General features: G+C 68.7%; 9 protein-coding genes. 5 read left to right on the forward strand and 4 right to left on the reverse strand.

Annotated features, from left to right (window positions below; translation table 11 throughout):
- Nucleotide 1: 1 nt before the first annotated feature.
- The gene (locus ACQEXA_RS55600; RefSeq protein WP_433134025.1) at nucleotides 2–2,434 is read right to left on the reverse strand and encodes a SpoIIE family protein phosphatase; all 2,433 of its coding nucleotides are present in this window, start codon (nucleotides 2,432–2,434) and stop codon (nucleotides 2–4) included.
- Nucleotides 2,435–2,952: 518 nt separating this feature from the next.
- On the opposite strand from ACQEXA_RS55600, the gene ACQEXA_RS55605 reads away from it, so the two are divergent.
- From ACQEXA_RS55605 to ACQEXA_RS55615, 3 genes are all read left to right on the forward strand, one after another.
- Entirely contained in the window at nucleotides 2,953–3,351 is a 399-nt protein-coding gene (locus ACQEXA_RS55605) for a hypothetical protein (protein WP_433134028.1), read from the forward strand.
- Nucleotides 3,352–3,721: 370 nt separating this feature from the next.
- A complete protein-coding gene (locus ACQEXA_RS55610) occupies nucleotides 3,722–4,117 on the forward strand; it encodes an SsgA family sporulation/cell division regulator (protein WP_433134031.1) in 396 nt (131 codons plus the stop codon).
- A gap of 222 nt (nucleotides 4,118–4,339) precedes the next feature.
- Nucleotides 4,340–4,669: an NIPSNAP family protein gene (locus ACQEXA_RS55615; protein WP_433134033.1), complete on the forward strand. Its 330-nt coding sequence runs from the start codon at nucleotides 4,340–4,342 to the stop codon at nucleotides 4,667–4,669.
- A gap of 142 nt (nucleotides 4,670–4,811) precedes the next feature.
- Here the strand turns inward: ACQEXA_RS55615 and ACQEXA_RS55620 are convergent, their stop codons facing one another.
- From ACQEXA_RS55620 to ACQEXA_RS55630, 3 genes are all read right to left on the reverse strand, one after another.
- Nucleotides 4,812–5,918, reverse strand: coding sequence for an FUSC family protein (locus tag ACQEXA_RS55620; protein ID WP_433134036.1), 1,107 nt, complete (start codon nucleotides 5,916–5,918; stop codon nucleotides 4,812–4,814).
- The gene (locus ACQEXA_RS55625) at nucleotides 5,903–6,445 is read right to left on the reverse strand and encodes a hypothetical protein (protein ID WP_433134038.1); all 543 of its coding nucleotides are present in this window, start codon (nucleotides 6,443–6,445) and stop codon (nucleotides 5,903–5,905) included. The genes ACQEXA_RS55620 and ACQEXA_RS55625 overlap by 16 nt, the downstream gene beginning before the upstream one ends.
- Nucleotides 6,446–6,553: 108 nt before the next feature.
- Nucleotides 6,554–7,174, reverse strand: a complete 621-nt coding sequence (locus ACQEXA_RS55630) for a TetR/AcrR family transcriptional regulator (RefSeq protein WP_433134040.1) — start codon at nucleotides 7,172–7,174, stop codon at nucleotides 6,554–6,556.
- A 244-nt stretch (nucleotides 7,175–7,418) separates the two neighbouring features.
- Between ACQEXA_RS55630 and ACQEXA_RS55635 the strand changes: the two genes are divergently transcribed.
- Both ACQEXA_RS55635 and ACQEXA_RS55640 read left to right on the forward strand, forming a co-directional pair.
- Complete coding sequence (locus ACQEXA_RS55635) at nucleotides 7,419–10,640, forward strand: bifunctional cytochrome P450/NADPH--P450 reductase (RefSeq protein WP_433134043.1); 3,222 nt, start codon at nucleotides 7,419–7,421, stop codon at nucleotides 10,638–10,640.
- Between the two features lie 135 nt (nucleotides 10,641–10,775).
- On the forward strand, nucleotides 10,776–11,822 hold the full coding sequence (locus ACQEXA_RS55640; RefSeq protein ID WP_433134045.1) for a zinc-binding dehydrogenase: 1,047 nt from the start codon (nucleotides 10,776–10,778) through the stop codon (nucleotides 11,820–11,822).
- Nucleotides 11,823–12,075 lie beyond the last annotated feature (253 nt).

Below are 12,075 nucleotides of genomic sequence, written 5' to 3' on the forward strand. Positions count from 1 at the left end.
ATCAGGGGGGACACTCGATGAGCTGTTCGCACCAGATCGTCTTGCAATTCTGGCCGTGGCGGCAGCCCCAGCGCGCGGCGAGTTGAGCGACGAGGAACAGGCCGCGTCCTCCCTCGTCGGTGGTGCGGGCCCGCCGCAGGCGGGGCTGGGTGCTGCTGGAGTCGGTGACTTCGCAGACCAGGACGTTGTGGCGGATCAGGCGCAGCTGCGACGGCGGACGACCGTAGCGGATGGCGTTGGTGACCAGTTCGCTGACGATGAGTTCGGTGGCGAAGAGGAGGTCGTCCAGCCCCCACGCGGTGAGTTGGCGGGTTGCCCATTCTCGGGCCTTGGAGACGGCGGCAGGATCGGCCGGGATCTCCCAGTGAGCGGTGTCCTCGGCCGGTATGGCGCGGGTGCGTGCCAGCAGCAGGGTCGCGTCGTCACGCGGCGCTTGGTCCACCAGGTGAGCGAGGAGGGCCCGGCCGGTTTCGTCCAGCGCACGGTCCGGACGGCAGGACGCGGCGAGGGCATCCGTCAGACGCCGAAACCCCTGGTCGATGTCACGGCCGCCCCGTTCGACCAGGCCGTCGGTGTAGAGGGCGAGGATGCTGCCCGGCTCGAGGTCGATCGTGGTGGTCTCGTACGGCATGCCGCTGACGGACAGTGGTGGCCCGGGCGAGATAGGGACGACTTCGGCGGTCCCGTCGGGCCGGAGCAGGACGGGTGGAGGGTGCCCGGCACTGGCCAGGGTGCAGCGCTGGGTGACCGGGTCGTAGACCGCGTACAGGCAGGTGGCGCCGATGCTGTCGTGGTCGCCGGGTGGGGCTTCGGCTGCAAGGCGCTGGACCAGGTCTGCGATCCGGGTGAGCAACTCGTCCGGCTCCATTTCGAGGTCCGCGAGCGTCTGGATGGCGGCGCGCAGGCGGCCCAGGGTGGCACTTGCAGGCATGCCGTGGCCGACCACGTCTCCGGCGACCAGGGCCAGCCGGAGAGAGGGCAGAGCAATGGCGTCGTACCAGTCGCCGCTGATGTCCGCCCCGCCGCCTGCGGGCAGGTAGACGCCGGCAGTCTCGGCTGCCGGAGTGTCGGTCGTGGCCGGGGGAAGGAGGCGCTGCTGCAGTGCCACGGCCGCTCTGTGCTCGCGTGTGTAGCGGCGGGCGTTGTCGATGGCGAGCGCGCCCCGTGAGGCGATCTGTGTCATGAGATCTGTCTCGTCCTCGGTGAAGGGGTCGGATCGGCCGGTGCGCCAGACCACGATGTGGCCGAGGGTGAGGCCGCGCGCGTACAGCGGCGCCACCATCACCGCATGGGCGTCTTTCGGGAGAACGGACTCGGCCGGTTGTGGGCCGCCCATCAGGGCGATGAAGTCGTCACGGCCATAGACGACGGTCTTGCCGTGTTGGGAACTGCGTAGGAGGGGGTGGTCGGACAGTGGTGGGACGGGGGCGCCGCACCTGCTCCCGGCCGGCCATGCGGCGGTGGTCGGCGCCAGGGCCGCAGTGCGCAGATGGAGATCTCCACCGCCCAACTGCTTGGGTGGTTTGTCCCCGTCGAACACGGACTGCGCAAGGACGACTGCGGCGAGATCCCCGAACGCGGGTACGAGTACGTCCGCAAGGTCTTGCGCGGTGCGTACGACATCCAGGGACTTTCCCACCTGCTCGGCCACCTCGCGGGCGAGATCCAGATTACGGCGGGCGCGCAGCGCGTCGGTGCTGTCGATGTACAGGGCTGCGACCCCCGTCGGGCGTCCTCGCGCGTCCTCCAGACGGAAGGCGGACAAACACAGGGCGTGACGCCGCGCCGGATCGTGCCGCCAGCTCACTTGCTGCTTCTGGCGGACCACCGGGGCACCCGTCTCGAGCACCTGGCGCAACACCGCCTCGAGGGTCTCGGCGTCCTCGGCGCACAGCACGTCGCACAGCCGAGTGCCGGGCTGTACTGGACGGTCGTCGAAAGTGCCCGGCGTGGCGTTGGTTTGCACAGTGGCGAGATCCATGTCGTGCAGAGCGATCGTGATCCGGTTCTGTGAGGACAGCGCGCGCAGGAGCGCTGCGCCCTGCTCGTGGTCGGCGACGTGGTGGGTAGGCGCCGCGAGGACGAGGAACTCCTCCGCGTCGTCCACCTCGATGGCCCGGAAAGTGACATCGATGATGTTGCCGCACTGGTGCAGCAGCCGTACCCGACCGGATGCCGGCATCTGCGTGGCACTGCGCAGATCGTCGGGGAGGTCGGCCACCAGTTCCAGCACAGGGTGGCCGCAGACCTCCTCGGCGGTAACCCCCGTCAGGTCCTCTGCCGCCCTGCTCCACCGCACCACCGAGCCTCGGTTGTCGAGCACGGCGGCTGCCAGACCGTCGAACCTGTACGCCCTGCCGGTGCCACCGGAATCGACGGGTATCTCGCTAGAGCTGGCAGGCTCGGCGAGTGGCATGTGGTCGGTGTTCGTCATCGCGGTGTTGATCCCATCGGTGCGGGGGGTGACAAAGCGTCGGCATGGGGCGCGGCGGCCCGATGTGTAGCCGTGGTGGACGGTGAAGGCCAGGGGCTGAGAACCCTCGGGCGGTACTGGCCGCCCCGGGCGAGCGATGCTGCGAGCGCCCTCGTCGCTGGTTGAGCGGCTTACGGGGGCGCGACAGCCGGCGACGTTTGCCCCATTTCTGATGAAATTATCAGATAAGACCGTTTCATCGCCAATACCACCAAAACTGATCGCGTCATCAGGTGTGACCGTGCCGGTGACAGTGTCGGCGGCTCGTCCTTGCGTGGCACGCCGAGCGGGCGGCGGATCGCTGTGACCCCAGACCTTCTTCGGCGGGATGCTCTCGACATTTCCATACGTCGTATGGTACTACTGGGAGAGAGCTTCCATACGGCGTATGGAAAAGCTTGCTCGGCCAGTTCCAGACGCATCACATCGCCTGCACAGCGCCGATGGTGCAGACCGCACCAATCTGGAAAGGAAAGACCATGAAGAAGCTCACGAAGCTGATCTCTGCCACTGCTTGCTCCGTGGTGGTCGCGGGTGTTGCCGTTCTCGGTGCGGGCGGCGCCGCTTCGGCCGCGACTCCTGTGACCACGCACGCCCAGCGTCCGGCTGTCAGCGCCAAGGCCACCGACTACCGCTGGGACCACGGTGTCGGATACCTGCATGAGGAGGGCTACTCCTGGGACCGCATCCGCGGCTGGCATCACGACGACAGCGCCACCGATTCGGCCTGGCACGGCCGCGATGGTCACTCCTACCGCTGGGACGACAAGGAATGCGACTGGAAGTCCGACAGGCCCCACCACCGGTACGACTGGAACCGCTACGAGCACGACGGCCGGAACTGGTACCACCACGACCGCAACCACGGTGACTGGTGAGCCAGGCGCCGCTTGTACCCATGGGCCCAGGCCGCACGCATCGCCGTGACGCCCGCCGGCGGCAGGGAGGCGACCTCCAGCACGGACCAGTGGTCCCTGCCCGCCGCCCAGGCAACCGGCCTGGTGAGGGCCTGTCCCCTCACGCCTGCCTGCGGACGCCCACCGTATGCCGCAGACCGCATCGCCCAACCGCTGCGACGCCACAAATCTTGCAGTCCGCAGATGCCGCCCAGCGCCCGGACCCTGCTGTAACGCCTCTCTTCGATGCCTCCCCACTGCCGGCCAGCGCGGTCCGGCGACGTGGCACAGCCGAGGCAGAGGCGCCTTGGAGTGAAAGCCAATGAAGTCTTTGAGGACCCTGGTACAGGGGATGGCCGTGCAGCTCATCATCGAGCGCAACTACTCGCTGTGCATGCGAATGCGTCTGCGGTGCGAGCCCAGTGATCCCTATGTCGTCCATGCCGCCTTTTTCACCGCCGACAGCGATGACGAGCCGGTGGAATGGGTCCTGGGGCGTGACCTTCTGGCCGATGGCCTGAAGGGTTGCGCAGGCGAAGGAGACGTCCGGATCTGGTCGGCCGTCGGCCATGGTGCCCAAGCGATGTACATCGCCCTCACGTCTTCCGCGGGTACCGCCTTGCTCGAAGTTCCCATGCGGGATGTCAAGACCTTCCTGCAGCACACACAGGCTCTGGTGCCGCAGGGCACCGAATCCAGGCGCATCGAGTGGGACACCGAACTGGCGAATCTGCTCACGGAAGGCTGAGAAGGTCCCCCCAACTACCGGGCGAATGGACGTACTTATCCCGGCAGCCGTGTGCGGCTCGCGTCCCAATCGCCGGCCTCCGCCGCGCCCTGCGCTGTGCGTGCCGCCCGTTGCACGCCCCTTCGTCCCGCCGTCGCCGGACGGAGGGACCGGACACGGCCTCCACTGCGCCGCGCCCCGACCACTGACATCCGTGCTCGCGAAGACGAGGAACGAGTTTTCATGTCCCAGTACCAGCTTCGTGTCTACACACTGCGCAGCCCTGAGGCGCTCGTCGCCTACGAGAGCATTTGGGCCAAGCACATTCCCGGTCTGGCCAAACATCGGATCACCACACACGGTGTCTGGACGGTGCCGGTGGCCCCCGGCAGGGAAGCGCCCCAGCTGTACGCCCTCGTCTCCTACCAAGACGCCGACGATGTGCAGGAGCGGATGGAGGCGTACCTGTCCAGCCCCGAATTTCGCGCCGACATGGAGGGCTTCGACATCAGCCAGATCGTCATTGTCGCCGAGTCCGCGCTGACGTCCATCGCCGACTCACCCTTGCGGTAACAGTGAAGTGAGGCTGAAGGGGGGTAGGTCGCCGCCGGGTCGACACACTCGTCTCATCGGTGGGCCACCTAGGAACTGTCTCTTCGGGAGTCACCGCCTCCTGCGCCGCGGGAACCTTCGCGGTCCCCAGCAGCATCGCTGCTCATCGACGTTGACCCGCGGAAAGTGACGTCGCCAGAAGGGTCAGCATCTGGCGGCTCTCGTGCTCGGCGGCAGCGATGCGCTCTTGGGGCGGGGCGCGTTGCCGCCACTCGCCGGAGGCTACCTCGGCGGCTTCGTGCAACTCGGCCAAGGCGCTCGCCAGACGGCAGCGGGCATGGACGAGATCGGCGAGGTCGGGGGCGGACGGTTGGGCCATCAACCACGCGGCGGCCGCATGGGATGCGTCCACCGCCGCCAGAGCGCTCTCGGCGCGCTCCACGGCTCGGCGGTCAGCGATCGCGATAGCAACGAGCAGCCCGAGCGCGCAGCCCGTGAGGGTGTCAAGGGCTCGGTCCGTGAGCAACTCGCCGGCCGACTGCACATGCGCGAACTGGGGCATCAGCAAAGACATCTGGACGATGCAGATCTGGCCGAGCCAGTAGCCGCGGCTGATCGTCGCCTCGGTGGCGACCTGGAAGAACAGGACAGCCAGTACGAGGTCGAGTGATCCGGTGCGGGTGATCGGCAGCAGGGCGGCGAACAATGCGAGGCCGACGACGTTGCCGAAGACCCGGTTGAGGGCGCGTCGCCAGGTGGGGGCCAGGTTGGACTGGAAGATCGAGGCGGCAGCAACCACGGCCCAGTAGGGGCGGCCGACGCCCAATGCCATGGACGCCCAGCCGGCCAGGGCGCAGCCGACCGCGACCCGGGCGCTGAGGAGCAGCAGGTGCGAACCGGGTCGGAGGGCGCTGGGCAGGCGGACGTGATACCGATTCAGCGGGCCGCCGCGGCACGGTCTGCTCCAGTCCGCGCTCAATGCGGCGCCGGCGTCGGTGAGCTGATTGTCTTCCGGGCGGGGCGAAAGGAGATTCGGCAGCGGCGTGGTTTTGCGCAGGAGTCTCGCCCAGCGGGCGAGCTCCCGGGGGTCGGTGCTGCCGGTTTCGGCGCGGGTCAGCAGCAGTGCCAGGGTCTGGCGCTCGGGGGAGTGGGTGTGTACCAGCGACATCGTGCGCCAGGCCGCGGCCGCGGCTCGGCAGGCGGAGGCGTGGGCGGGGTCGTCGTTTGGAGTGCGAGCGAGCTGCGCGGCAGCGTTCAGGGCCCTGGCCACCGCCAGACGCTGCGGTTCCTGGGACCGGACGAGGCCGGGGGCCATGCACACCATCCAGGCGAGCAACCCCGCGGCAAGAGTGAGCGCGAGGTGGCCGGGGATGTGGCGAAGTGCTGCGGAAGGAAGGCGCAGCCGGCGGCGACGAACGTGAAGACGACGTTGCCCGGCGGCCCGATCCGGGTGGCGTCGCACACAACCTTGTGAGCAGCAGCAAGGAGGGCTGCCACAGCGACCCGGACCGCGGTGCTGCTGGTGGCGGCCGCAGTCGCCAGCCCCACCCCGTTGCTTACGACCATACCGAGCACCACACAGGCCAGGGGGCGGGCGCGGGCAGCGTAGGGCAGGCTGTGCCCGTAGAGCGCGCACGCGGATCCGCCGACGGTGTACACCATCAGGTCGACGCGCCCCACGGCCAGCAGCAGCAGACTTGGCACGGCCATCGCGAGCAGGACACTGAGCGCTGTCTTGGGCCACAGATCGATCGCCCGGCCCAGCCGCAGCACACCGCGCATCTGCAGCGGCCGCATCGAGACGGCCTCTCCGGCTGTGATGGATGCCTCCTTATGCGCCGACGCCTGAGCTCGCCCGACCACGGGCTTGCCTGAAGGGGGGCAGGTCGCCTCAGGACTGCGGACTCAACGACCGGCGCGCTGGCCGTCACGATCGGCGGTGAGCCGGCTTTCCAGGCCCGTGATGATCGTGTCCAGCACCAGGCGGAACATACGGTTCTCGTCAGGGCCTGTCTCCGTGGGCCCGTTTTCGCCGGCAGCGGGGGCGGTGGGCGTGAGGTTCGACCACTGGTGGAGCGCGCCGTTGAGTTCGGCGGTGAGGACGCCGATGACGACAGCGCACATGACAGCGGCGATCTGCGGGACCTCTGCGTGTGGCACCCCAGCGGAGTCCAGTGTCGCGGTGAGCGCAGTCCAGAAGGGGTCTTCGGGCTGGATGAAGTCCGGCTGGCTGAACGAGTAGGCCATCAGCTTGGGGTGACGGTGCGCCAGCGTCCGGAAATCCGTGGCGAGCAGGCGGATGCGCTCCTGCCAGGGAGAGTCCTCCAGCGTCACGGTGCGGAACTGGGCGCCGACCATTCTCGCGACGCCGCGCAGCAGGGCGTCCTTGTTCGGCACGTGGTGGTACAGCGACATCGGGTTCGCATCCAGCACGGTCGCGAGTTTGCGCATGGTGAGCGCCTCGACCCCGTCCGCGTCGATGAGCTGCAGGGCGGCGGCATAGATCCCCGCCTCGGTCAGAGGCACGTCCCTTTTTCTGGTCCCCCGCGGGGGCCGCTTCGCCTTTTCCATACCGTGTACGGTACCAGCCGCATACGGCGTACGGAAAGTCTTAATCGCAGGTGGCGACTTCAGGTGATCGTGCGGCCGAAGGGCGCTCGACTTTCCATACGGCGTATGTTATTACTTCCATACGGCGTATGTTTCTGTGGTGCACCGCGGCATAGACCGGCGCCCTTGCCCATCCCCTCTCCGCACAAAGGAGCAAGCCATGGCCACCCACTCCGCGAACGACCTTCGCCCCATACGGTCCCCGCGTGGGGTTCCCCTCCTCGGCAACACGCCGCAGATCCCCGACACCAACCCGGTGGAGTACTTCAACGAGCTGTCCAAGCGGTTCCCCGAGGGCATCTACGGCATGGACATCGCCGGCATCGAGCAGGTCTTCGTCTACGACCCGGACCTGGTGGCCGAGGTCTGCGACGAGACGCGGTTCTTCAAGCAGATCGAGAAGACGCCGCTCAGCCACGTGCGGGACTACACGGGTGCGGGCCTGTTCACGGCCCACCAGCACGAAGAGGAATGGGCCATGGCCCACCGGATCCTCCTGCCGGCCTTCAGCCAGCGGGCCATGAAGACCTACTTCGGTCAGATGCTGGAGATCGCCCAGAACCTGGTCGGCAAGTGGGAGAGCCGGGAGGGCCAGCCGGTCGCCATTACCGACGACTACACCCGGCTCACTCTGGACACCATCGCTCTGTCCGGTTTCGGCTACCGCTTCCACTCCTTCGACAAGGAGGAGCTGCACCCCTTCCTCAACGCACTGCTGGAGGCGCTGATCGAGTCGATGCGGCGCTCCCAGGAACTGCCGATGATGACCAAGCTCCGTAAGGCGGACGACAGGAAGTACCGCGAGAACATCCAGCTGATGCAGGACTTGGTCGAGAGTGTGATCAAGGAGCGCCGTGAGGGGAAGGGTACCGGCGAGGAGGACCTGCTCGGCCTGATGCTGGAGGCCACCGACCCGGAGACCGGCAGGCTGCTGGGGGACGACAACGTCCGCGACCAGGTGGTGACCTTCCTGATCGCCGGTCACGAGACCACCAGTGGTCTGTTGTCGTTCGCCACGTACTCGCTGATGCGTAACCCGCATGTCCTGGCGCAGGCGTACGCCGAGGTCGACCGCCTCATGCCCGGTGACACGGTCCCGGACTACGACACGATCATGCAGCTCGACGTGATCCCACGGATCTTGGAGGAGACCCTGCGCCTGTGGGCTCCCATCCCGCTGATCGCAAAGGCGCCCATCGACGACACCGTCATCGGCGACCGGTACGAGCTGAAGAAGGGAACCAGGGCCAACATCCTCATGGGCGCCCTGCACTCCCACTCCAAGGCGTGGGAGCGGCCGGAGGAGTTCGACATCGACCGGTGGCTGCCGGAGAACCGCGCCGAGCAGCACCCGCACGCCTACAAGCCGTTCGGCAACGGGGTGCGTGCCTGCATCGGCCGCCAGTTCGCACTGACCGAGGCCCGTCTGGCGCTGGCGCTGGTGCTGCAGAAGTTCAGGTTCTCCGACACCACCGACTACAAGATGGACGTCCGCGAGGCGCTGACGCGCAAGCCCGGCGACTTCCAGCTGGTCGTCCGCAAACGTCAGGAGCACCAGCGGACCGTCTTTGGCGCCGCCGACCTGCAGACCGACGACACGCAGGCGCAGACAGCGGTCAGCGGTGTCGGGGTGAACCTGACCGTCGCCTACGGCTCCAGCCTGGGCTCGTGCGAGGACCTGGCGCGCACCATCGCCGACCGCAGCGAGCGCTCCGGATTCGGCACCACGCTGATGAGCCTGGACGAGCTGGGCGACAACCTGCCCACCGAGGGCCTGCTGGTCGTCATCGCCGCCAGCTACAACGGCAAGGCACCCGACAACGCCCAGCGCTTCGACGACCTGATCGCGACCGGGCTGAGCGAGGGCTCACTGGCAAATGTGCGGCTCGCACTGCTGGGCGCCGGCAACACCCAGTGGGTGGCGACCTACCAGGCCTTCCCCAAGCGGATCGAGGCCGCCCTGCTGGCCGCCGGAGCCACCCCCGTCATCGAGCGCGGCATCGCGGACGCCGCCGGCGACTTCGACGGCATGGCCACCCGCTGGATGGACACCCTGTGGGCCACCCTGGCCGAGGAGTACGCCGCCGACACCTCCGACGACGGCGCGCCGCGCTACCAGGTGCAGCTGCTGACCGAGGCGGACGTGCGCCCCGCCATCGTCTCCGAGCAGGCCTACCCCCTGACCGTGGTCGCCAACGAGGAACTCGTGGCCGACGCGACCGGACTGTGGGACTTCCAGATCGAGCCGCCGCGCCCGTCCGCGAAGTCCATCACCATCGAGCTGCCCGAGGGCGTCACCTACGAGACCGGCAACCACCTCGCCGTCTTCGCCAAGAACGAGCCGTCCCTGGTCAACCGTGCGCTGGCACGGCTCGCCGTCGACCGCGACCAGGTCCTCCGGCTCGACCAGCCCGGCGGCGGCCGCACGCACCTGCCGGTGGGCACGCCCGTCACCGCCGGCCTGCTGTTCACCGAGTTCCTGGAGCTGCAGGACGTGGCCACCCGCACCCAAGTGCGCATCCTGGCCGAGCACACCCAGTGCCCGTGGACCCGGCCGCAGCTGCAGGCCTACACCGCCGACACCGAGGAAGCCGAAGAGCGCTACCAAAAGGAGATCCTCGGCAAGCGCGTCTCGGTGCTGGGCCTCCTGGAGCGCTTCCCCGCCGTCGAACTACCGCTGGCGGTCTTCCTGGAGATGACGGGCCCGATCCGTCCCCGCTTCTACTCCATCTCCTCCGCCCCACTGGCCAACCCGCGCCATGTGCGCCTGACCGTCGGCCTGCTGGAAGGCCCCGCCCTGTCCGGCGACTGCCAGTACCGCGGCGTGTGCTCCTCCTACATCACACGCCTTCAGCCCGGAGACGTCGTCTACGGCTACGTGCGCGTGCCCTCCCCGACCTTCGCCCCGCCGGCCGACCCCACCACCCCGCTGATCCTCATCGGCCCCGGCACCGGCATCGCGCCGCTGCGCGGCTTCCTGGAGGAGCGGGCCTGGCAGCAGGCGAACGGCACCCAGGTCGGCCTGTCGCAGGTGTTCGTCGGCTGCCGCCACCCCGAGCACGACTACTTCTACCGCCAGGAGATGCAGGACTGGGAGCAGGCCGGGATCGCCCAGGTCCACACCGCCTTCTCCGCGGTGACCGGCCACCCCGCCCGGTTCGTGCAGAACGCCATCGCAGGCGCCGCCGACACGGTGTGGCAGGCCATCGAAGACGGCGCGTACATCTACGTCTGCGGTGACGGCCGCCGCATGGCGCCCGCTGTGCGCGAAGCCCTCGCGGCCATCTACCGCCAGCACACCGGCAGCGACGACGAGGCCGCCCAGCAGTGGCTCGCCCAGCTCGAGGCCGACGAGCGCTACCAGCAGGACGTCTTCGCCTGACCCCCGGACGCCGGGAGGCGTGCGGCGCAGTCCTGCCACCCCGCACGCCTCCCGGCCACCACAAGCCAGCCAGACACCACACGGCACCCATCGGCCCGAACCGCGCGGAGTGCCGCTCACAGAAAGCAGATCCCCATGGACACCATGCTCGCCGGACGCTTCCACCTGGACAGCAAGAAGTTCCTTGTGGAGGAGGTCCCCGTCCCCGTGCCCGGTCCGGGCGAGGTCCTCATCGAGGTGAAGGCCGCAGGCGTCTGCCTGTCCGACGTCCACCTGATCGACGGCTCTCTCGTCCCGCTGTTCGCCACCTCCGACACGGTCACCGTCGGCCACGAGGTCTCCGGTGTGATCCACACGCTCGGCCCCGACCTCAAGCGCGGTCTGACCGTCGGCACCCGCGTCACCTTGGAGGCCGGCAAGACCTGCGGCCAGTGCGCCGGCTGCGTGCGCCGCCGCCCCTGCACCCAGATGCTCACCGCCGGCATCGACTACGACGGCGGCTGGGCCCAGTACACCCTCGCCCGCGAGGACACCCTCATCCCCATCCCCGACAGCCTCCCCTTCGACCAGGCCGCGATCATCCCCGACGCGGTCTCCACCCCCTACGCCGCCGTCGTCGCCACCGCAGGCGTCCGTCCCGCCCAGTCCGTCGGCGTGTGGGGCGTGGGCGGAGTGGGCGCGCACAACGTGCGCCTCGCCCGCCTGGTCGGCGCCGCGCCGATCATCGCCGTCGACCCGCTGCCCAGCGCCAGGGAACGCGCTCTGGCCTTCGGCGCGGACTTCGCTCTGGATCCGGCCGCCCCCGACTTCGCCGACCAGGTACGCGCCGCCACCAGCGGACGCGGCCTGGACTTCGCCTTCGACTGCGCCGGCGTGCCCGCCGTCCGCGAGCAGGCCGCCTCCGTGCTCGGCCTGGGCGGCTCCCTCATCCTGGTCGGCATCGCGCCCAAGCCGCTCACCATCACCGAAGGCCTGACCTTCAACTACCTGTGTAAGCAGGTGCGCGGTCACTACGGCGGCTTCCCCGAGTCCGTCACCGAGCTGGTGCAGCTGGCGTCCAACGGCCGTCTCGACCTGGCCCCCTCCATCACCGACCACATCCCGCTCGCCGAGGCCGCCGACGCCATCCACCGGCTCGAGAACAAGATCGGCGACCCGATCCGCCTCATCCTCGTCCCCTGATACCTGAACAGAAAGTTCATCAAGACCACCTCGGGCAGGGGTGAGTGGGCGCCGGCGCTGCAGGGAGCACCGGCGCCCACAGTCTGTCGCTTCCCTGCCCGTGAACCGCACCCAAGGACATAGCGAAGACCCGCTCCCGCCCTGCCGTATGGTGATCCCGTGTAAGGCGTGGCGTTTCCGCCCTGTTGTCAGCCCCTTCGATCGACAGCGCCCCGGAGTCCGTGCTACGAGGGTCGGGCATCGTGAGGCATCG

This window comes from Streptomyces sp. CA-106110 (assembly GCF_050936285.1).
GTDB lineage: Bacteria > Actinomycetota > Actinomycetes > Streptomycetales > Streptomycetaceae > Streptomyces.